The organism is Nonomuraea sp. NPDC052634, assembly GCF_040678535.1.
Lineage (GTDB): Bacteria > Actinomycetota > Actinomycetes > Streptosporangiales > Streptosporangiaceae > Nonomuraea > Nonomuraea fastidiosa.
The window spans coordinates 1,752,585-1,773,584 of record NZ_JBFATY010000001.1 but is presented as its reverse complement, the minus strand read 5'-3'; the positions used below and the strand labels follow the sequence as shown (position 1 = coordinate 1,773,584).

Below are 21,000 nucleotides of genomic sequence, written 5' to 3'. Positions count from 1 at the left end.
CATACGTACAAACATCAGACCTGGAAGGAAACGTACCGAGTGGCGAGCAAGGTCACCTCGGCCGTGATGCGTCAAGGGCTCCGCGTCCTTGGGGTGGCCATTCGCACGGAGAAGACGGTCTTCACGCTCGCGGTGCTGGCCAGCGCCGTGTACGGCGGCATGACCGTCGCCTCGGCCTCCGCCCTCGGATGGGCGACACAGAACGTTGTACTGGCCGCGTTCCGCGACGGCGACGTCACCGCGGGAGCGCTCTGGACCGGCGTGTCGCTCATCGTCGGCGCCGCGCTGCTCAAGGCGATCGGCGTCGCGGGGCGGCGCATCCTGGCCGGTCTCCTGCAGTACCGCATGCAGGCGCGCTCCCGGCGCGACGTCACCAAGCAGTACCTGCGGCTGCCGCTGGCCTGGCACCACCGGCACCCGACCGGGCAGCTGCTGTCGAACGCCAGCTCCGACGCCGAGGCCGCCTGGGCGCCGCTCGCGCCGCTGCCGATGGCCGTCGGCGTGATCGTCATGCTGATCACCGCGGCGGTCGCGATGGTGCTCACCGACCTCGCGCTGGCGCTCGTGGGCTTCCTCATCTTCCCGGCCATCGCCGTGCTCAACCTCGTCTACCAGCGCAAGCTGAGCCCGCTGGCCACCCGCGCGCAGCAGCTGCGCGCCGAGGTCAGCGAGATCGCCCACGAGAGCTTCGACGGCGCGCTCGTCGTCAAGACGCTCGGCAGGGAGGAGCTGGAGACCGAGCGGTTCCGGCGGCGCGCCCAGGAGCTGCGCGACGCCAACATCGCCGTCGGCCGGGTGCGCGGCCTGTTCGACCCCATGCTGGAGGCGCTGCCCACGCTCGGCGTGCTCGCCGTGCTGGGCGTCGGCGCGGCCCGGCTGTCCGCCGGCGCGATCGACCCCGGCGACCTGGTGCAGGTGGCGTACCTGTTCACGCTGCTCGCCTTCCCGATCAGGGCGCTCGGCTGGGTGCTCGCCGAGCTGCCGCGCAGCGTCGTCGGCTGGCAGCGGGTGCAGGCCGTGCTCGACGCCACCGGCTCCATGGAGTACGGCACCGCCACCCCCGGCACCTCCGCCGGCCCCGCCGAGCTGAGCGTCAGAGGCGTCTCCTACGCCTACGGCGAGTCGAAGGTGCTGCACGACGTCACCTTCGACGTGCCGGCCGGGCGCACGGTCGCCATCGTCGGCCCCACCGGCTCGGGCAAGTCCACGCTCGTGCAGCTCCTGGTGCGCCTGGTGGACCCCGACTCGGGTCAGGTGCTGCTGGACGGCGTGGACCTGCGCGACCTGCCCTACGGCGGAGTGGCCGCATCGGTGGCGCTGGTGCCGCAGCAGACGTTCCTGTTCGACGACTCCGTACGCGGCAACGTCGCGCTCGGCGGCGAGGTCACCGACGAGGACGTGCGGGCCGCCCTGCGCCTGGCCCAGGCCGACGGCTTCGTCGGCCGCCTGCCCGATGGCCTGGACACCCGCGTCGGCGAGCGCGGCGCCTCGCTCTCCGGCGGCCAGCGCCAGCGCCTGGCCCTGGCCCGCGCCGTCGTGCGCCGCCCCCGCCTGCTCATACTCGACGACGCGACCTCCAGCGTGGACCCGCAGGTCGAGGCCAAGATCCTGCACGGCCTGCGCGACGCCGCCGAGGCGTCCACCGTCGTGGTCGTCGCCTACCGGATGGCCACCATCTCCCTGGCCGACGAGGTCGTCTATCTCGACCACGGCCGCGTGGTGGACCGGGGCACGCACGAGGAGCTGATCGGGCGCTGCGAGGGTTACCGCAACCTGGTGACCGCCTACGAGCGCGAAGAGGCCGAGCGGGCCGCGATCGAGCTGTCCGACATCGACATCGAGGAAGAAGGGGTCAGCGCATGACCGCGCAGAGCATCCACGGCAACGCCGAGCGCTCCGCGCTGGCCACCATCCGGCAGGGCCTGTCGCTGACGCCCGAGTTCCGCACCGGCCTGCTCGGCACGCTGGCTCTGGCCGTCGTCGCCACCATCGGCAAGGTCATCGTGCCGATCGCGGTGCAGCAGGTCATCGACACCGGCCTCAAGAGCGGCACGCCCGACATCCCGTACATCACGCGGGCCGTGGTGATCTGCGCCGTCGCCGTGGTGGTGACGGCCCTGGCCGGCTACGTCATGAACGTCCGCCTCTACAAGGCCACCGAGTCCTCGCTGGCCACCCTGCGCGTACGCGGCTTCCGCCACGTGCACGACCTGTCGGTGCTCACCCAGAACTCCGAGCGCCGCGGCGCCCTGGTCTCCCGCGTCACCAACGACATCGACCAGATCAGCACGTTCATGCAGTGGGGCGGGCTGATGATCATCGTCTCGCTCGGCCAGCTCTTCGTGGCCACCGTGCTGATGTTCGTCTACTCCTGGCAGCTCACGCTGCTGGTGTGGGCCTGCTTCATCCCGCTGATGATCGCCCTGCCGCGCTTCCAGCGGCTGCTGTCGCGGGCGTACACCACCGTGCGCGAGCGCACCGGCGACATGCTGGCCGCGGTCAGCGAGTCGGTGGTCGGCGCCGCCGTCATCAGGGCCTACGCCTCCGAGCGGCGCACCGCGGAACGCATCGACAGGGCCGTGGACGCCAACAAGAGGGCCCAGGTGCGGGCGCAGACCATCGTCGGGTTCGTCTTCCCGCTGACCGAGATCGTGGCCGCGATCGCCATCGCCGGCATCGTGCTGCTCGGCGTGCGGCTCGGCCTGTCGGGCGGCATCTCGCAGGGCGAGCTGGTGGCGTTCCTGTTCCTCGTGACGCTGTTCATCTCGCCGCTGCAGACCGCCACCGAGGTGCTGAACGAGGCGCAGAACGCCGTCGCGGGCTGGCGGCGCATCCTCGGTGTGCTCGACACCCCGCCCGACGTCGCCGACCCCGGCGAGCGCGGCGTGACGCTGCCGCGCGGCCCCATCGAGGTGGCCTTCGAGAACGTGCACTTCGCCTACCCCGGCGGCGCGCCCGTGCTGCGCGAGGTCACCGTGTCCATCCCGCCGCGCTCGCGCGTCGCCATCGTCGGCGAGACCGGCTCGGGCAAGACCACGTTCGCCAAGCTGCTCACCAGGCTCATGGACCCCGCCTCGGGCCGGGTCACCGTGGACGGCCACGATCTGCGCGACGTGCGCTTCTCCTCGCTGCGCGAGCGCATCGTCATGGTGCCGCAGGACGGCTTCCTGTTCGACGGCACGCTGGAGGAGAACATCCGCTACGGCAAGCCGTCGGCCACCAGGGAGGAGATCGAGCTGGCGCTGACCGAGCTGGGCCTGGCCGACTGGCTGGAGGGCCTGCCCGCGGGCCTCGACACCCCGGTCGGGCAGCGCGGCGAGTCGCTGTCGGCGGGCGAACGGCAGCTCGTCGCGCTGGCCCGCGCCTACCTCGCCGACCCCGACCTGCTGCTGCTCGACGAGGCCACCTCCGCCGTCGACCCGGCGACCGAGGTGCGCCTGGCCCGCGCGCTCGAAGGCGTCACCCGGGGCCGCACCGCCGTCTCCATCGCACACCGGCTGTCCACCGCCGAGAACGCCGACGAGGTGCTGGTCTTCGACGCGGGCCGGCTGGTGCAGCGCGGGCCGCACGCCCAGCTCGTGCAGGAGCCCGGCGTGTACGCCGACCTGCACGCCTCCTGGGTGTCGGCGGCGCGCTCGGAGACGACCCGCAACTCGTAGATGCGCTCGCAGGCCGAGCCGCGTCGCCTCGGGAGCGCGCCCGCCCGCCGCGCGTCGCTACGGGAGGGGGTTCGCGGGCCTGGCGGGCTTCAGTCGCAGAGGGCGGCGAACGTCACGGTCGTCCCCGCCGGCCCTGAGACGATCATGACCTGGTCGCACAGCATGCCGGTCAGCCACAGCCCGCGCCCGCGGTGGTCGAGCCGCTCCGGCGGCCGGCCGTCGCCCATCCACCCGGCGGGCAGCCCCGGCCCCTCGTCGCTGACCTCGCACCACAGGCGGCCGCCGTGCGACCACATCCGCAGCCGGCCGTGGCCGCCGCCGTGCAGCACGGCGTTCGTGGCGACCTCGTTGACCGCCAGCACGAAGTCCTCGAGGCGGCCGCCGGTCAGCCCGTGCCGCCTGGCGTGCTCGGTGACGGTCCTGCGCAGGAGCGTGATGCGGCCGCGGGCGAAGCTGGTGCGGAGCGCCTGGCTAGTCATCGTCGGCCCGCCGTACGGCGAGATGCTGGTCCGCGCCGATCAGCCGCAGCACCCGCGCCATGGGGGCGCGGCAGATCACCGTCGTCGTGCCGCGCGGCCTGGCCATCGCCGTGGTGGCGAGCAGCTGGGCCGAGCCCGCGTCGATGAAGCCGAGCCCGCCCGCGTCGATCACGACCTCGCCCGGCTGCCTGACCAGGGGCCGCAGCAGGGAGGCGAACGCCGGGCGGTTGGTCAGGTCCACATCGCCCCACACCCGCAGCCCGGACCCGGCGCGGGCGAAGCGCAGCAGCGCCTGCTCGGGGGAGATCGGGTGCACGGCCGCCGCCTCCTCCAGGGCGTCGCGGGGGAAGACGCCGCGGTCGTACTGGCAGACCGCCGCCAGCCAGCCCTCGCCGAACAGCTCGTTGACGGCCGCCTCGAACGCCGCGTGCCCCGGCGCGTCGCCGAGGCCCCAGGAGGCGTCGACCAGCGCGTACACGCCGTGTCCTCCGGCGCGGTCGCGGGCGGCGGCGAGGCCCGTGCGCAGCCGCGCCGGATCGAGTAAGCCGTCGGTGAAGTGGGTGTCGGCGCAGGCCAGGATCTCGATCCGGCCGGCCGACTCGGCCTCGGCGAACCCCGGCACCAGCGGCGCCAGCCAGGTGCGCGTGCGCTCGGGGGTGTCGGTGTGCGTCATGATCACTACTTTGACGCGGCGGAGCAGGCCGTTCACGGTGAAGACCCGGGTGACCGTCATCCGCTCGCGCTCGCCGTCGAACGGCAGGCAGACATGGTCGCCCAGATCCGGGTCCAGGACGGAGCCCGCGACGTGCACCACGATCCTGTCCTCCCTAGCACGCGAAGGTCGGGTCAGAAGGTACTCGCACGGATGTGATCACGTACCGCATTCTCAGCAAAACCCACCGTGATGCGAGGCGGACGGGTGTACGTTTTCGGCGGAGCCGCCCACGGGAGGGGTCATGAGGAACATGGGCGTGGATGTGCTGGAGATGTCGCGACACGATCACGGGGGCTCGGTGGTGGTGAGGTTGTCGGGGGAGATGGACGTCGACAACGTCTCCCAAGTGCGGAAATGTCTGGATGAGGCGGTCGCGACGAACGAGCCGCGGCTCGTGGTCGATCTGACGGGGCTGACGTTCATCGACACCACGGGTCTGGGGGTGCTGGTACGCCTGCTCGCCTCGCTGCGCGAGCGCGGCCGCACCATGGCCCTCGTCGCCCCCGACGGCCTGGTGCTGCGCCGGCTCAGGCGCACCAACCTGGCGCCGCTGTTCCCGATCTACGACACCCTGCCCGAGGCGCTCGCCTGACGGCCGGGGCGCGCGGGCGGCCTGGTTGAATGGCAGCATGTCCCTCGATCCCAAGATCGCCGCGCGGTTGAAGCGCAACTCCGACGGCCTGGTGCCCGCGATCACCCAGCAGTACGACACCGGCGAGGTGCTCATGCTGGCCTGGATGAACGACGAGGCCCTGCACCGGACGCTCACCACCGGCAAGGCCACCTACTGGTCGCGCAGCCGCCAGGAGCTGTGGGTCAAGGGCGCCACCTCGGGCAACGTCCAGCACGTGAAGTCGGTGGCGCTCGACTGCGACGGCGACACCGTCCTGGTCAAGGTGGACCAGGTGGGCGGAGCCTGCCACACCGGCGACCGCACCTGCTTCGACGCCGACGAGCTCGAGATCGCGATCGGCTAGCACCATGCGCAGCGACAAGCGGGAGCTGTCGATCTGGGTCGTCGCCACCGCCCTGGGCTGCCTGCTGGTGCTGCTCGCCGCCGGCCGCGAGTGGGTGCGGGTGCTTCAGGACGGCGCGGCGGGCGTGACCACCGGGCCCACCGGCGGCGATCTGAGCCCGGCGCTCACGCCCGTGGCGCTGGCCGGGCTGGCCGGCGTGGTGGCCGTGCTCGCCACCAGGGGCACCGGCAGGCGCGTCGTCGGCGCGGTGCTCGCCCTGTGCGGCGCGGGCGTGGCGGCGGCGACCTGGGCGGCGATCGACGGCGGCAACGTCACCGGCTGGCTGAGCGAGCGCAACGTGCTCCACGGCGCCTCGGGCGTGCCCTGGGAGGCCGCGCCGCTGTGGCCCGCCGTAGCCGCGGCGGGCGCGCTGCTGATGCTCGCGGGCGGGATCACCGCGATCGTGCGCGGCGGTCGCTGGGCGGGCATGTCCGCGCGCTACGACCGCGCCAAGGGACCGGACGGCGAGGCGAAGGCGCAGGTCAGCGACGATCGGGCGCTGTGGGACGCGCTCGACAGGGGCGACGACCCCACCGAAGGCCGCTGACTCGCGGCGCTGACGAAACCTCCACTGTTCTGAATCCTTGTCTTCTTGGCAAAGAAATCCTCACTAAGCTGCCGTACCAACTCGCCACGAACGATTGAGGAGCCAGCTCATGAGCTACGGGGATCAGAGCGGTAGCGGCGGCTACGGCGCGCAGCCGCCCGGCGGCGGCTACGGGCAGCAGCCCGGCTACGACGGAGGCTATGGACAGCAGGCCTCCAGCGGTGGTTACGGCCAGCAGCCGCCGAGCGGAGGTGGCGGGTACGGCCAGCAGCCTCCCAGCGGCGGCGGCTATGGCCAGCAGCCCCCGAGCGGTGGAGGTTACGGTCAGCAGCCCGGCAGCGGCGGCTACGGTCAGCAGCAGCCGAGCGGCGGCTATGGACAGCAGCCGCCCAGCTACCCGCAGGACCTCAGCTACGGCCAGATGCCCGCGAGCGGCGGCTACAGCGCCCAGCCGCCGGGCTACGGCGGCTACGACCAGCAGCAGGCCTACTACGGCCAGCCGCAGCGCCCGACCAACGGCATGGCGGTGGCCTCGCTCGTCCTCGGCATCATCGGCCTGGTCTTCTGCGGGCTCACCAGCATCCCCGGCGTGATCTGCGGCCACATCGCGCTCAACCGGATCAAGCGCAACGGCGAAGAGGGCTCGGCCCTGGCCATCGGCGGCCTGGTCACGTCCTACATCACCGTCGTGATCTGGGTGCTCACCTGGATCTTCCTCGGCGGTATCCTGCTGTCGTTGGTCGGGCTGGCCGGAGCCGCCAGCACCACCTACGACTACTGACCCGGCCACGCGGCACGGGCCGACCGGGAAGGCGGACATCGGGGGCATGAGTTTCGCGACCATCGAGCGGCCGCGCGCGCGGCGTATGAGAGCGCTGCTTGCGCCGCTCGGCGTCGCGGCCGTCACGGCCGCGGCCTTCGCGGTCGCGGGGCTGGTCGACCCCAACGAGCCCGGCCACTACCCGACCTGCCCGTTCCTGTGGCTCACCGGCCTCTACTGCCCGGGGTGCGGCACGCTGCGCACCATGCACGCGCTCGCCCACCTCGACCCCGTCGCCGCGCTCGGCCTCAACCCGCTGTTCGTGGCGATGATGCCGATCCTGCTGTTCTGGTGGGTGCGCTGGGTCGTGCGCGCGTGGCAGGGCAGGCCGCCGAGCACGGCCGTGCCTCACCCGGCGTGGCTGTGGGCGTTCATCGCCGTCGTCATGGTCTACTGGGTAGTCCGTAATCTGCCTTTCGGGGCGTTCCTCGCCCCCTAGGCGGGGACCGGTGGTGAGCGCGCCCCGCAGAGGCCGATACCATCGCAGGACAAGGCAGAGAGCGGACGCGACGCGAACTCTCCGCCACCCCCTTACAGCCGACCGGAGGGACCTCAAGCGCGTGAGTGAGCGGACGGAAGGGCCGAGTGTCCTCGACGACATCCTCGACGGGGTGCGCGCCGACCTCGCCGCCCGTCAGCAGGCCGTCTCTATCGACGAGCTCAAGCGGCGAGCCGAGCGTGCGCAGCCGCCCAGAGACGCCATGGCCGCGCTCGGGGGCGATCGGGTCTCGGTGATCGCCGAGGTGAAGCGTTCCAGCCCGTCGAAGGGCGCGCTCGCCGCGATCGCCGATCCGGCCGCGCTGGCGGCCGACTACGAAGCGGGCGGTGCCCACGTCATCAGCGTGCTGACCGAGCGGCGCAAGTTCGGCGGCAGCCTCGACGACCTCGCGGCCGTCCGTGCCCGTGTCGACATCCCGATCCTGCGTAAAGACTTCATCCTGACCTCCTATCAGCTCTGGGAGGCCCGCGCCTACGGCGCCGACCTGGCGCTGCTCATGGTCGTCTGCCTCGAGCAGGAGGCGCTGGTGTCGCTCATCGAGCGCGCCGAGTCCATCGGTCTGACCCCGCTGGTCGAGGTGCACACCGAGGAGGAGCTCGAGCGGGCCGTGGCGGCCGGCGCGCGGGTCATCGGGGTCAACGCGAGAAATCTCAAGACACTCGAGGTCGACCGCGATGTCTTCGCGAAGATCGCGCCTAAGATCCCCGATAATGTGATCAAGATCGCAGAGTCGGGCGTGCGCGGTCCGCACGACCTGCTCGCCTACGCCAGGTCCGGCGCCGACGCCGTCCTGGTGGGGGAGAGCCTGGTCACCGGCAAGGACCCGCGCAAGGCAGTGGAGGCGCTGGTGACCGCCGGTGCACATCCGTCGACGCGCCCCGACCACTCGACAGAGGGATAGCAGTGGCAAACGAAGGCACCATTCTGACCGCCGCCGACCTGGCGGGCAACGGCGCGCACGGCGACGACCCCGATGTGCACGGCAAGTTCGGCATCTTCGGCGGCCGATACGTGCCCGAGGCGCTGATCCCGGCGCTCGACGAGGTGGCCGCGGTCTACGAGAAGGCCAAGAACGACGCGCAGTTCATCAAGGAGTTCGACCACCTGCTGCGCACCTACGCGGGCCGCCCGACCACGCTGACCGAGGTGCCGCGGTTCAGCGAGCACGCCGGCGGCGCCCGCATCATCCTCAAGCGCGAAGACCTCACCCACACCGGCGCCCACAAGATCAACAACGTGCTGGGCCAGGCGCTGCTGACCAAGCGGCTGGGGAAGAAGCGGGTCATCGCCGAGACCGGCGCGGGCCAGCACGGCGTGGCCACCGCCACCGCCGCCGCCCTGATGGGCCTGGAGTGCACCATCTACATGGGCGCCGTCGACTGCGAGCGCCAGGCGCTCAACGTGGCGCGGATGAAGCTGCTCGGCGCCACCGTCGTGCCGGTCAAGAACGGCTCCCAGACCCTGAAGGACGCCATCAACGAGGCGTTCCGCGACTGGGTGACCAACGTCGACACCACCCACTACCTGTTCGGCACCGTCGCGGGCCCGCACCCGTTCCCCGAGATCGTGCGCGACTTCGCCCGCATCATCGGCGTCGAGGCGCGCCGCCAGATGCTGGAGCTGACCGGCCGGCTGCCCGACGCGGTGTGCGCCGCGGTCGGCGGCGGCAGCAACGCCATCGGCGCCTTCCACGCGTTCATCGGCGACGAGGGCGTGCAGCTCCACGGCTACGAGGCCGCGGGGCGTGGCCTGGAGAGCGGCGAGCACGCGCTCACCCTCACCGCCGGCTCGGTGGGCGTGCTGCACGGCTCGCGCACCTACGTCCTGCAGGACGACGAAGGCCAGACCATCGAGTCCCACTCGATCTCCGCCGGCCTCGACTACCCGGGTGTCGGCCCCGAGCACGCCTGGCTGAAGGACTCCGGCCGCGCCACCTACCACGGCATCACCGACGATCAGGCGATGGCCGCGTTCTCGCTGCTGGCCAGGACCGAAGGCATCATCCCGGCCATCGAGTCCTCCCACGCGCTCGCGGGCGCGCTCGAGCTGGGCCGCGAGCTCGGCCCCGAGGCGATCATCCTGGTCAACCTCTCCGGGCGCGGCGACAAGGACATGGGCACCGCCATGAAGTACTTCAACCTGTGACACCGCCGGCCCGCGGACGCCCGCGCCCTCGACACGACGTCCTGAGAGGCTTCGAACCGGGCGCGGAGCAGGGCATCATGGTGGGACTAGACCTTCGAAACGGACAGACATGACGACTCTTCAGACGGTCTTCGCCAAGGCGAAGGCGGACAACCGGGCCGCGCTCGTCGGCTACCTGCCCGCGGGCTTCCCGTCGAAAGACGGCGCCATCGCCGCCGCCGCGGCCCTGGTGGAGGCCGGCTGCGACGTCATCGAGATCGGCCTGCCCTACTCCGACCCGCTCATGGACGGGCCGACCATCCAGGACGCCGTGCACCGGTCGCTGACCAACGGCACCCGCATCGCCGACGTCATGCGCACCGTCGAGGGTGTGGCCGCCACCGGAGCCGCGACGCTCGTCATGACGTACTGGAACCCGATCGACAAGTACGGCGCCGACCGCTTCGCGCGCGACCTCGCCAACGCGGGCGGCGTCGGCACGATCACGCCCGACCTGACGCCCGAGGAGTCCGAGCCGTGGCGCGCGGCCTCCGCGGCGGCCGGCATCGACACGGTGTTCCTGGTCGCGCCCAGCTCCACCGAGCAGCGCATCAAGGCCGTGGTCGACTGCTGCACCGGCTTCGTCTACGCCGCCTCGCTCATGGGCGTCACCGGCGCCAGAGAGACCGTCAACTCCGCCGCCAAGGGCCTGGTCGAGCGCACCCGCGCCCACACCGAGCTGCCCGTGTGCGTGGGCCTCGGCGTCGGCACCGGCGCCCAGGCGGCCGAGGTCGCCGCGTACGCCGACGGCGTGATCGTGGGCTCGGCGTTCATCCGCCGCATGCTCGACGCGCCCGACGAGGCCGCTGGGCGCGAGTCCATCGCCGCGCTGGCCCGCGACATGGCCAAGGGCGTCCGCAGCCGCTAGCCGTCCGGTCTCATCGGCCGCCTCGGGGCGCGCGCCGGCGCGTCGTCGTGGGCGTGCCGCCGGTCCGCCTCGGTGTGCTGTGGATGCGTGCGTCTGGCCGGGCTCGGGCGCCGCGCAGAGGCGCGCGGAGCGGGACGGGGCTCGGGCGTGCGGACGCCTGCCGCCGGACCGCGCTCGGGGCGCGAAACTCGCCGAGGCACGCCTGAATATGTATCGGAACGCAGGCCTTCCACTTTGTCCGATTGATGGCTTATTGCGAAGACCCTCCCAGGTCAGCGGCGGGATACGCGCTTAGCTGACGCTTATCCCAGACGTGATCGGATGGGACCGGGTACTGTGCGCATTCCGGCGCAGAGAAAAGAGGAGAGGACTCGTGGCCGCGTCTCAATCGTCACCATGGGCGAGAACGGCGATACCCTGGGTGACGACCGTCGCCCGGCTGGTTCTGGGCGGGGTGCTGATCGTCGCGGGTGCGCTGAAGATCGGCAACCCGGCCGACTCCGTGGTCGCGGTCAAGGCTTACCAGTTGCTGCCGGAGTCGGTCGCCATCGCGGTGGGCTACGCGCTGCCCATCGTGGAGATCGTGGTCGGCGTGCTGCTCGTCGTCGGTCTGCTGACCAGGGTGGCCGCGGTGATCGCCGCGCTGCTGATGTTCGCGTTCGTCTTCGGCATCGCCTGGGCGTGGGCGCACGGCCTGCGGATCGACTGCGGCTGCTTCGGCGGTGGTGGCCAGCTGGGTGCCGGACAGGAGCCGACCTACCTGCTCGACATCCTGCGCGACTTCGGCCTCGTGCTGCTCGGCGCGTGGACTGTGCGCTTCCCGCCGGGCCGTTTCGCGCTCGACGGAGCTCTCGGCCTCGGGGGCGACAATGGTGTTGATGAGGGGGAGGACGAACAATGAGCAAAGGCGAGCGCACCAAGACGAAGGCGCAGTCGGCGCGCGAAAAGATCAAAGCGCAGCAGGCCGCCCAGCGGGCCCGCGAGAAGCGGCGGCGCATCGTGACGTACACGACCGCGAGCGTGGTCGCCATCGCCGCCGTCGGCCTCGGCTGGTGGTACACCGCCAGCCAGTCGCGCTCTGAGGAGGCGCTCGGCACCGTCGCGCCGATCACCGTGCAGTCCGACGGCAGCGTCGTGATGGCCCAGAACGGCGTCACCTCGCCCGTCGTCGACATCTACGAGGACTTCCAGTGCCCGGCCTGCAAGGAGCTGGAGCGCGTCAGCGGCCAGACCTTCAAGAACCTCGCCGCCGAGGGCAAGGCCAAGGTCGTCTACCACCCGATCACGATCTTCTCTCAGGACCCGACCAGGGCCAACTCCGTGCGCGCCGGCAGCGCCATCCGCTGCATCGCCGACGGCAAGCAGTGGCTGGCCTTCCACGACCTGCTCTTCAAGAACCAGCCGCCCGAGACCGAAGAGGGCTTCCTGCCCGACCAGCTCAAGGAGTGGGGCAAGGAGGCGGGGGTCGACACGCCCGGGTTCGACCAGTGCGTGACCAGCAACAAGAACGCCGACGCGCAGCTCTCGTACAGCAAGAAGGTCAGTGACGAGCAGAAGCTCGACCACACGCCGACAGTGAAATTGAACGGAACAGAAATCGACAATCAGGTACTGTTCACTCCTTCTCAGCTGCGTGAAGAGATTACCGAGGCGGCCAAGTAGGCCCGCTTCCGCTACCCTCACCTGACATGCCCCTAGCCTCGATTCCCAGCCCTTCAGAAGGGGTCTGGCATCTCGGAATCATCCCGATCCGGGCTTATGCGCTTTGCATCGTGCTCGGCGTCATCGTCGCCGTCTGGCTGAGCGAGCGGCGCTGGCGCGCCCGCGGCGGCCAGGCGGGGACGATCGTGGACATCGCGGTTCCCGCGGTCATCTTCGGCCTCATCGGTGGCCGGCTCTACCACGTCATCACCGACTGGCAGACCTACTTCGGCAGCCGGGCGATCAAGGAGCCTTACCAGGCGCTGTTCATCTGGGAGGGCGGCCTCGGCATCTGGGGCGCCATCTCGCTGGGCGCGCTCGGCGTCTGGCTGGCCGTACGCAAGCGCGGCCTGTCCATGAGCGCCGTCGCCGACACGGTCGCGCCCGGCATCGCCTTCGCGCAGGCCATCGGCCGCTGGGGAAACTGGTTCAACCAGGAGCTCTACGGCTCGCCGACCACCCTGCCCTGGGGCCTGGAGATCGACGTCGACCACGGCGGCGAGCCCGGCGTCCTCTACCACCCGACGTTCCTGTACGAGTCGCTGTGGGACGTCGCGCTCGGCTTCGCGCTCATCTTCGCCGGCCGCCGCTTCGCGCTGCACCACGGCCGGCTGTTCGCCCTCTACGTCGCGGGCTACACGCTCGGCCGCTTCTGGATCGAGGGGCTGCGCATCGACCCCGTCGGCGGGGTCGACCACGCGGTCATGTTCCTGGGGCTGCGCATCAACCAGTGGACCTCGATCGTGCTGTTCGTGCTCGCGCTGGTGTACTTCTTCGCCACGCGCGGCAAGACCGGCGAGGAGATCGTCGTCGTGCCCGAGTCCGGCTCCGACGGCAAGGCGGTCGATCCGGCCCACGACGCGGGCCAGGCCGACCCCCGTGCCGGCGAGTCCTCGGCGCAGGCGGACGAGTCCGCGTCCGGTGGGTCCGCGTCCGGTGGGTCCGCGTCCGGCGGGTCCGCGTCCGGCGGGTCCACGGCCGGTGACTCCGCGTCCGGCGATGGCGCGGACACGCCGTCCGGTGACGCGCAACCGGAGGCCGCCGCCGAGCCTGCGCAGCCCGAGGGCGTCACCTCAGGCGGCCAGGAGGAGGGTGAGCAGGCGGGGCCCGCCGAAGCCGAGACGGTGACGAAGGAGAAGAACACTCGATGAGCGAACGCGCGGAGGCCCACCACGCCCATCGCGACGTCACCGGAGGGTGGCTACGGCCCTCGGTGTTCGGCGCGATGGACGGCCTGGTGTCGAACTTCGCGCTCATCGCAGGCGTGGCGGGCGGCACCGCCAACCCGAGGGTCGTCGCGCTCGGCGGCGTCGCCGGGCTGGCCGCGGGAGCCCTGTCCATGGCGGGCGGCGAATACGTCTCCGTCGCCAGCCAGCGCGAGCTCGCCCAGGCCGAGATCGCCGCAGAGCAGCGCGAGCTGGCCCACCATCCCGAGGACGAGCAGGCAGAGCTGGCGCAGACCTTCGTGGACAAGGGCGTGGCGCCCGACCTGGCCGCCGAGGTCGCCCGCCAGATCTCGCAGAACCCCGAACGCGCGCTAGAGGTGCACTCGCGTAACGAGCTCGGCGTGGTGCCCGGGGAGCTGCCGTCGCCGGTCGTGGCCGCCGTCTCGTCGTTTCTGTCGTTCGCGGTGGGGGCGGCGCTGCCGCTGCTGCCGTACCTGTTCGGGGCGCGCGAGCTGGTGATCTCGGCCGCGGTGTCCTGCTGCGCGCTGTTCGCCGCCGGTGCGCTGGTGTCGGCGGTGACCGCCCGCACCTGGTGGTACTCCGGGCTGCGGCAACTGCTCGTCGGGGCGGTGGCGGCGGCGGTCACCTTCTCCGTCGGCAACGCCATCGGGGCGGCGGGGCTGTGATGGCCCGCCGACGCGGCACCCCGGGCTCCGGCCGCTCCGGCGGCGACGGCACCGGCCGCTCCCGCCGCACCCGCCGCACCCCGCCTGGCTCCGGGGCCGAATTCGAGCCCGGCTCCGAATACGGGTCCGGGGTGAGGCCTGAGTACGGGTCCGGAGTGGGGCCCGAGTACGGGTCTGACTACGGGACCGGGACCGGGACCGGGCCCGAGTACGGGTCTGACTACGGAACCGGGACCAGGACCGGGGCTGGGCCTGCGTACGGGGCTGACTACGGAACCGGGCCTGGATCTGGGCCTGAGTATGGAGCCGGTGCTGATTACGGGGCTGGTGCCGGGGTCGGCGGGCGTGGCCGGCCCGGCGCGGACGTCCCCGCCGCCGGACGACGTGACGGCGCCGTCAGCGGCTCTACCGGCGGCTTCTTCGACGATGGCGCGGGTGGCGGCGTCGGTGGCGTTGCCGGTGGCGGCGCGGACGGCGACTGGCCGAGCGCCGCACCTGGTGGTTCGGGCGGTGCACGCGGCAGGCTCGGCGGCCGTGGGGCCCGCGGGGATCACGGCGACGGGACGCCCGGCGGCCATGACAGCGGTGCGGGCGGTTACGACGGCCATGGCGTGGGGCCTGATGGTGGGCAGGCGTTCGGAGAGAGCCGTGGCCGGAGCCGCCGCCGCAGCCGGCGTGCTGCCGGAAGCCCTCAACCGCCGACCGGCCCTCAGCCCATCGACGACGGCCGCTCCGGCACGGGCGGCTGGCCCGCCGGCGACGGCCGGTCAGGCACAGGTGGCTGGCCTGCCGACGGCGGCCTGTCGGGTACGGGCGGCTGGTCCGCGGCGGGTGACCAGGCAGGCACCGGTGGTTGGCCCGCGGGTGATGGTCGGTCGGGGACTGGCGGTTGGGCTGCCGGTGATGGTCGGTCGAGTACGGGTGGCTGGGCTGCTGGTGATGACGGCCGCTCGGGTGCGGGCGGCGGGCGTGCCGCCGACGGTCGCTCCGGCACTGGCGGCTGGCCCGTAGGTGATGGCCGGTCGGGGACCGGCGGTTGGTCCGCGGGTGATGCCCCGTCGGGTACAGGCGGCTGGGCTGCGGGTGATGGCCGGACGAGTACGGGTGGCTGGCCTGCCGGTGAGGACGATCGCTCGGGCGCCGGTGGTCGGCGTTCCAGGGACCGCAGGTCGGACACTGGTGGCTGGGCCGCGGATGAGGAGCGCTCGAATACCGGAGGCTGGTCCGCTGGTGACGGTCGATCGGGCACCGGTGGCTGGGCTGCCGGTGATGGTCGGTCGGGGACCGGCGGGTGGGGTGTCGGTGACCTTGGTGCCTCGGGTGGCAGCCGGCCTGGCACTGGTAGTTGGTTCATCGGCGAGGGGCGTTCCGCTGGAGACGGCGGTGAGCCTGGGAGCGGTCGCCCGGCCGGTGACGCGGTGCCGGAGGCGGAGGCCGAGGGCGGCAGGAGAGGACGTTCGGCGGGGCGGCGCTCGCGTCGTCACGGCCGGTCTGCCGACACGGGCACGGACGCCGGTGGGTGGCCCGCGACGGGTGACGGAACGGCCGGCGATGTCTGGTCGGCCGCTGGGACGGACCCCGGGAGGCACGGTGCCGGGACCCGGAGCGGCGGCTGGCAGGCGGCCGAGAGCGGCAGGCCGTCGGCGTCCGGTGACGAGGGCGGTCAGGCGGCAACGGGAGCCGGTCAGGCGGTAACGGGCTCGGGCGACGTCTGGGGATCGGGTGCTGAGGGCCGATCCGAGGGTGAGCCGTCCAGGCGTTCCGCGCGCGGTCGGCTCGGGCGCAGGGCTGCTCGCCGAGCCGAGCAGGGCGCCCAGCCTGCCAGCGGAGAGTGGCCGGCAGGCAGGCCGTCCGCTAGCGGTGAGTGGCCGGTGGGCAGGCCGTCTTCTGGTGGGGAGCGGTCGTCGGCTGCATCGGCTGTCAGTGGTGAGTGGCCGGTGGCCGGGTCTCCCGCGAGTGGTGAGTGGCCGGCTGGTCGGCCGTCTGCCAGTGGTGAGTGGCCGGTGGGCAGGCCGTCTTCTGGTGGGGAGCGGTCGTCGGCTGCATCGGCTGTCAGCGGTGAGTGGCCGGTGGCCGGGTCTGCCGCCAGTGGTGAGTGGCCGGCGGCCGGGCCGGACGGTGATGGGCGCGCCGCGTATGGTCGGGGGCGGCGGTCGGTCGCCGATGAGGGCGACGGGTTCGCGGGCGGTGACCGTTCGGCTGCCACGCCCGAGGACGGTGGGCGTGCTGCCGGTCGAGGCCGACGGCGCGCGAGCGGCGACAGCGGCCGGTCAGCCACGGGCCGTGACGACCAGGGCTGGGGAGCAGCTCAGCCTGATGGTCGCGCTCGGGCTGAAGGCCATGGTGGTCCCGATGAAGCCGAGGTCGTCGGCCTCGGCCACGCTGCCCCCGATGGGGGCCGCCGGGGACGGGCCGGTGCCGAGGGTGGTGGCCGTCGGGCTGCCGGTCGCGGCGACCGTCACCTTGGCGAGGGCGCTGGTCGTGGCCGGGGCGCCGAGGCTGAGCCCGTCGGGGATGCTGGCGAGGCGGGGCTTGGCCACGCTGCCGGTGACCCTGACGGCCGCCGAAGGGCCGGTCGTGATAAGGACCGTCGTCGGGCTGCTGCTGAGAGTGATGGCCGGGGCCGCGGCAAGGGTCAGAGCCGGGCCGACGCCTCGGGCGACGGCGGCTGGGCTGCGGACGACGGCGACGAGGACTTCTGGAGCGCCGACCCCGGCGCGGACGAGGGTGGTTCGCAGCGGCGGCGTTTGGGGCTGCTGGGGCGTGGCCGGGGCAAGGGCGGCGGCAAGCGGTCCGGTGAGGAGTCCGAGGCCGGGTCGCGGGCGGAGAGCGGATCCGGTATTTCGGCTGGACCGGAGGACGAGCTCGGCCTGGGCATGCCGCCGGGCGGGATCGTCGCGAGCCGTAAGCGGGCGGCCGGTCGGCCCGGGAGCGGCGGGCGTACGCGGGATGACGGCGCCGAGGGGCCGAACGCCGGCTCTCAGTCCGATGAGTGGCCGGACGCGGGTCCTCGCGCCGGGCGGCGGTCGGACGCCGGCTCTCAGTCCGATGAGTGGCCGGACGCGGCTCCTCGCGCCGGGCGGCGGTCGGACGCCGGCTCTCAGTCCGATGAGTGGCCGGACGCGGCTCCTCGCGCCGATGGGCGGTCGGGCGCGGGCGCTCGATCCGATGGGCGGCCGGGTGCCGGCGCTCGGCCTGATGGGCGGTCGGACGCCAGTGCACGGCCCGACGGGCGGGACGGCGGTCTGGATGATGGCAAGGCGGCGTCGCGCAAGCGGCGGAGGACGCCGCGGTCCGACTGGCAGTTCCCGGTGCTCACCGAGATGGGCATGCCGCCGGAGCGTCAGCGGCTGCTGGTGATCATCGCGACGGTGGTCGGGGTGATCGCGGCCGGGGTCGGGTTCGTGTCCGTGGTCAGGTCGCTGGGGACGTACCAGCCGGAGAGGCAGGCCACGGCGGCGGTGCTCGCGCCGGACGCGGTGCTGCCCGCGGTGTTCCACGGCTGGGAGTCGCCCAAGCTGTTCGACCCCGTGGCGGAGCGCGCGAAGGACGCCAAGCCGCTGACGGAGAAGGAGGTGTTCAGCCAGAAGGAGCTGACCGTCTCCAAGAAGCTCAAGCTGAAGCTCGCCGCCAAGAAGCTCGACAGCGACTGTACGCAGGCGTTGCAGGGGGAGGAGTTGCTGCAACTGGCGGAGGACGCGGGCTGCACCCAGACCGCCCGCGGCCTGTATCTCAGCTCCGACGGCCGCTACGTGGGCCAGTACACGCTGCTCAACCTTGAGGACGCCGAGTCGGCGGGCGAGCTGGTGGAGCAGCTGAAGGTGCTCTATCGGGGCGGCTGGGTGCAGCCGCTGTCGTCCGGCAAGGCCGTCTTCCCGCCCGGCGGCTACTCCGAGGCGGGCGGTTACGCGCTCGGCCACTACGTCGGCCTGGTGTGGCTGGGCCGGGTGGACGGCGCCGAGCCCACCGCGAAGGACGACTACGTCACGCTCACCCTCGCCCTGCGCGGCGCCGAGAAGGCGGTCTACCGCCGGGTCGTGTCGATCACGGGGCCGTCGTCCTGATGTCCAGGCGTGTGCTTCTGTCCGTGGCGGCCCTTGTGCTGGTCGTGGGCCTCGGCGTGGCCGGGTGGCTGTGGTTCGGGGCCGAGACACCGCGCCCGTCCGCCCTGCGTGCCGAGTCCACCTCCGCCTTTTACGCGGCCATCGACAGCCGTCAGAGCGACGCCGCGCCGCTCACCCCCGATGAGGTCTTCCCCGCCTCGTCCGAGACCCTGGGGACCCTGAAGCGGGTCGCGGCGGACGCGTTCACCGACTGCTCCGAACTCCTCGTGGGCGCCTCGGCCGAGGGGTGCACGCAGGCGCTGCGGGCGACGTACAAGGGCGGTTCCCTGGCCGGCCAGTTCGTCATCTTCAACCTCGCCGACGGCAAGGCGGCCGACGCGCTGGTGGCGGCGCTGCGCCAGGACGCGTTCGTACGGCAGGACATCCCGTTCGACGTCAAAGGCAGCAGCGCCCAGGTCCGGGCCATGGGGCACTACGTGACGGTGAGCTGGGTGGGCGGCAAGGCGTCCGCACAGGACCTGGTCACCGCACTCATCGCGCTCGACGGCCTGGGACGGGTGGTCCAGGATCGCATCGTGGCGGCCACCTGACGCCTGGCCCGGAGCCGTATCGTGACGGCCACCTGACGTCTGGTTCGGAGCCGCATCTGACGCGTGGTCAAGTCGTGCTGGTGAGCGCGGTCACCGTCGTCTGAACGGCGGACGGCAGGGCGGACAGCCGGTGCAGGGGCGCCTCGATCGGGGTCAGCCCCTCCGACCAGCCCGCGGCCTCGCGGATCAGGGCGCGGGCCTCGTTCTTGGTGAGCGTCGTGCCCTGGGCCCGGGCGACCGCGATCAGGCCCTCGCGCCAGGAGTTGGCGAGCTTGCCGTGCCCATTGTCGAGGATCCTGCGCAGCACCGTCTCGGCCTCGCCGGTGGGCTGAGGGCGTCGTACGGCGTCGAAGGCCGTCTCGCTCGCGTTGCGCACCTCGTACACGGTGGTGAGAACCTCGGGGAGAGGCGGCAGAGCCGAGCCGACGACGCGGACGTGCTCCGCGCGCGTGGCCAGCAGCAGGCGCGCAAGCGCCGCCTCCAGGCCGGGCGGCACGGCGACGGCCACCCGGGACGGCGTGGCGGCGTAGGGCTTGGCGAGCCACGTCGAGAGCCTGACCCGGGGCTGGGAGAGCTCCTTGGGCCACTCGCCGACCAGCAGGTCCGGCTCGAAGTCCGCGAGCGCCTCGGCCGGGGCCACGGACGGACCCGCGCTTTCGACCGCCTGCGGCCCCTGCGTGTAGATGGCCGTGGACTGGCGTGACAGGCGTGACTGCACAGCGGGGCGGGTCTTGCTGGTGGGACGCAGGATGTACAGGTCGGCGGCCGAGCCGATGGCCTCCGCCCCGAGATACCGGTTGAAGTCGGGATAGATGGCCTCGTAGGCGAGGTTCAGCTCGGTCAGCTCCTGCTGGACCTTGAACGCCAGCATCGGCGTACGCTCGCTCGCCCCGTACGCCAGCAGTACCCGCCCGTCCTCGCGCAACCCCTCCACCGCGCGCGCCACGAACAGGCCGATGCCCTCCGGCGTGTACGGGGGATCGGTGAGCGCCAGGTCGTGGTCGCGTGCCGAGGCAGGCAGGCCGAGCCGCAGGTCGGCCCAGCGCGTACGGACCCCCAGCCGCTGCTCGTCGATGTAGGCCAGGATGCGCTCGTCGACGTCCACCACCGTCACGTCCGTCTCGGGATGCACCAGCTTGACGGCCAGCGAGGTGAGGTCGTGGTCGCCCACGCACAGCAGCCGCGCGCCGGGCAGCCAGAACCGGGCACCGAGCAGCAGCGCCCGCCGCAGCACGGTGCCGGGCGTCGCGGAGACGTGGTCGAGCACGTGGCGGGCGCGCGGCGCCTTGGCGACGAGGCCGGTGAGGCGGTCGAGCACGTGGGCGTAATGGGGGACGAGGTGCGCGACCGGGTCCTCAGGAGGCGGCGCGACCGCGATGAGGTCCTGATAGGCGGGGGTGTCGATGGGCGGGACCCGCATCCGGTCGCCGTCGCGCTCCAGGACCAGCTCTCCGAGCAGGGCCTCGATGGTACGCCGTGACGTCGCGGTCTCCCTGACCAGGTCGGGCAGCGTCCACCACTGGCCGTCGCACAGCAGGGCCAGGGCGTGCCGCAGCCGCCTGCTGTCGGCCCCGGCCTCGGTGAGCAGCCGTTCCACCCCGTCGCGCTCCATGAGCGAACCCTATCGGTGCCGCGGCCCCAAGATCTCGCCTGACGCCGCCCGCTTGCGGCCAGGTCGTCGATGTCGCTGGTGAGGGTGGGCGCTGGTCAGGGAGACCGGGGTGTGGGGGCCGTGCGGGCGAAGACGGAGGCGCCGGGGGAGGAGCGCACCCATGGGCTCGTGGGGGTGGATGTGGAGGTGTGGAGTAAGCGCGTCCGGAGGCTGGTGCGGGTGGAGGTGGGGAAGGCGCGCGTGGAGCCGGGCCAGGGGCGCGGGCTGGGGTAGCGTGTGCCGGCCTCAAGGGGCCGGGGGAGGACTCGATCCCGCTCGCCGGGATCGCCGTCTACAGCGGGAATTCCGCGCCAGGTGTCCGGGGTTTGGGATGGGAAGTTCGGATGCCGGGACC

The 21,000-nt window shown here is 72.4% G+C and carries 20 protein-coding genes; 16 read left to right on the top strand and 4 right to left on the bottom strand.

The window, feature by feature from the left end:
- The first annotated feature begins 66 nt into the window (after positions 1-66).
- Positions 67-1,863: an ABC transporter ATP-binding protein gene (locus AB0K67_RS07970; RefSeq protein WP_364057491.1), complete on the top strand. Its 1,797-nt coding sequence runs from the start codon at positions 67-69 to the stop codon at positions 1,861-1,863.
- Positions 1,860-3,659 (top strand): ABC transporter ATP-binding protein, encoded by a 1,800-nt coding sequence (locus AB0K67_RS07965; protein ID WP_364054705.1) that lies wholly within the window; start codon positions 1,860-1,862, stop codon positions 3,657-3,659. Before AB0K67_RS07970 ends, AB0K67_RS07965 begins: the two co-directional genes overlap by 4 nt.
- An 89-nt stretch (positions 3,660-3,748) precedes the next feature.
- Here AB0K67_RS07965 and AB0K67_RS07960 read toward each other — a convergent pair whose 3' ends face one another.
- Together AB0K67_RS07960 and AB0K67_RS07955 are read right to left on the bottom strand one after the other, a co-directional pair.
- Positions 3,749-4,138 (bottom strand): ATP-binding protein, encoded by a 390-nt coding sequence (locus AB0K67_RS07960; RefSeq protein WP_364054702.1) that lies wholly within the window; start codon positions 4,136-4,138, stop codon positions 3,749-3,751.
- Positions 4,131-4,952, bottom strand: coding sequence for an MEDS domain-containing protein (locus tag AB0K67_RS07955; RefSeq protein WP_364054700.1), 822 nt, complete (start codon positions 4,950-4,952; stop codon positions 4,131-4,133). Before AB0K67_RS07955 ends, AB0K67_RS07960 begins: the two co-directional genes overlap by 8 nt.
- A 142-nt stretch (positions 4,953-5,094) precedes the next feature.
- Here AB0K67_RS07955 and AB0K67_RS07950 point away from each other — a divergent pair, with 142 nt between their 5' ends.
- The 12 genes from AB0K67_RS07950 (at position 5,095) to AB0K67_RS07895 (ending at position 14,340) form a co-directional block, all read left to right on the top strand.
- A complete protein-coding gene (locus AB0K67_RS07950; protein ID WP_364054698.1) occupies positions 5,095-5,445 on the top strand; it encodes an STAS domain-containing protein in 351 nt (116 codons plus the stop codon).
- Positions 5,446-5,470: 25 nt separating this feature from the next.
- Positions 5,471-5,830 (top strand): phosphoribosyl-AMP cyclohydrolase, encoded by a 360-nt coding sequence (gene hisI / locus AB0K67_RS07945; RefSeq protein WP_364054695.1) that lies wholly within the window; start codon positions 5,471-5,473, stop codon positions 5,828-5,830.
- Positions 5,831-5,834: 4 nt separating this feature from the next.
- Complete coding sequence (locus AB0K67_RS07940; protein ID WP_364054692.1) at positions 5,835-6,416, top strand: Trp biosynthesis-associated membrane protein; 582 nt, start codon at positions 5,835-5,837, stop codon at positions 6,414-6,416.
- 109 nt (positions 6,417-6,525) lie between these two features.
- The gene (locus AB0K67_RS07935; protein ID WP_364054689.1) at positions 6,526-7,197 is read left to right on the top strand and encodes a DUF4190 domain-containing protein; all 672 of its coding nucleotides are present in this window, start codon (positions 6,526-6,528) and stop codon (positions 7,195-7,197) included.
- A gap of 46 nt (positions 7,198-7,243) precedes the next feature.
- The gene (locus AB0K67_RS07930) at positions 7,244-7,675 is read left to right on the top strand and encodes a DUF2752 domain-containing protein (protein WP_364054686.1); all 432 of its coding nucleotides are present in this window, start codon (positions 7,244-7,246) and stop codon (positions 7,673-7,675) included.
- 121 nt (positions 7,676-7,796) lie between these two features.
- Positions 7,797-8,636, top strand: coding sequence for an indole-3-glycerol phosphate synthase TrpC (trpC, locus tag AB0K67_RS07925; RefSeq protein WP_364054683.1), 840 nt, complete (start codon positions 7,797-7,799; stop codon positions 8,634-8,636).
- A 38-nt stretch (positions 8,637-8,674) separates the two neighbouring features.
- Positions 8,675-9,880 carry a tryptophan synthase subunit beta gene (gene trpB / locus AB0K67_RS07920; RefSeq protein ID WP_364057488.1) on the top strand — a complete coding sequence of 402 codons (1,206 nt, stop codon included), beginning with the start codon at positions 8,675-8,677 and terminating at the stop codon, positions 9,878-9,880.
- Positions 9,881-9,989: 109 nt separating this feature from the next.
- Entirely contained in the window at positions 9,990-10,787 is a 798-nt protein-coding gene (trpA, locus tag AB0K67_RS07915; RefSeq protein ID WP_364054680.1) for a tryptophan synthase subunit alpha, read from the top strand.
- 421 nt (positions 10,788-11,208) lie between these two features.
- Positions 11,209-11,688 carry a MauE/DoxX family redox-associated membrane protein gene (locus AB0K67_RS07910; RefSeq protein ID WP_364054677.1) on the top strand — a complete coding sequence of 160 codons (480 nt, stop codon included), beginning with the start codon at positions 11,209-11,211 and terminating at the stop codon, positions 11,686-11,688.
- Entirely contained in the window at positions 11,685-12,449 is a 765-nt protein-coding gene (locus AB0K67_RS07905; protein ID WP_364054674.1) for a DsbA family protein, read from the top strand. The genes AB0K67_RS07910 and AB0K67_RS07905 overlap by 4 nt, the downstream gene beginning before the upstream one ends.
- A 26-nt stretch (positions 12,450-12,475) precedes the next feature.
- Positions 12,476-13,639, top strand: coding sequence for a prolipoprotein diacylglyceryl transferase (gene lgt, locus AB0K67_RS07900; protein ID WP_364054671.1), 1,164 nt, complete (start codon positions 12,476-12,478; stop codon positions 13,637-13,639).
- The gene (locus AB0K67_RS07895) at positions 13,636-14,340 is read left to right on the top strand and encodes a VIT1/CCC1 transporter family protein (RefSeq protein ID WP_364054668.1); all 705 of its coding nucleotides are present in this window, start codon (positions 13,636-13,638) and stop codon (positions 14,338-14,340) included. The genes lgt and AB0K67_RS07895 overlap by 4 nt, the downstream gene beginning before the upstream one ends.
- 2,270 nt (positions 14,341-16,610) lie before the next feature.
- Here the strand turns inward: AB0K67_RS07895 and AB0K67_RS07890 are convergent.
- Entirely contained in the window at positions 16,611-16,880 is a 270-nt protein-coding gene (locus AB0K67_RS07890; protein WP_364054665.1) for a hypothetical protein, read from the bottom strand.
- Positions 16,881-17,651: 771 nt separating this feature from the next.
- Here AB0K67_RS07890 and AB0K67_RS07885 point away from each other — a divergent pair.
- On the top strand, positions 17,652-18,404 hold the full coding sequence (locus AB0K67_RS07885) for a hypothetical protein (protein WP_364054662.1): 753 nt from the start codon (positions 17,652-17,654) through the stop codon (positions 18,402-18,404).
- A gap of 23 nt (positions 18,405-18,427) precedes the next feature.
- Positions 18,428-18,994 (top strand): hypothetical protein, encoded by a 567-nt coding sequence (locus tag AB0K67_RS07880; RefSeq protein ID WP_364054659.1) that lies wholly within the window; start codon positions 18,428-18,430, stop codon positions 18,992-18,994.
- Between the two features lie 67 nt (positions 18,995-19,061).
- Here AB0K67_RS07880 and AB0K67_RS07875 read toward each other — a convergent pair whose 3' ends face one another.
- Complete coding sequence (locus AB0K67_RS07875; protein ID WP_364054656.1) at positions 19,062-20,606, bottom strand: bis-aminopropyl spermidine synthase family protein; 1,545 nt, start codon at positions 20,604-20,606, stop codon at positions 19,062-19,064.
- Positions 20,607-21,000: the final 394 nt, after the last annotated feature.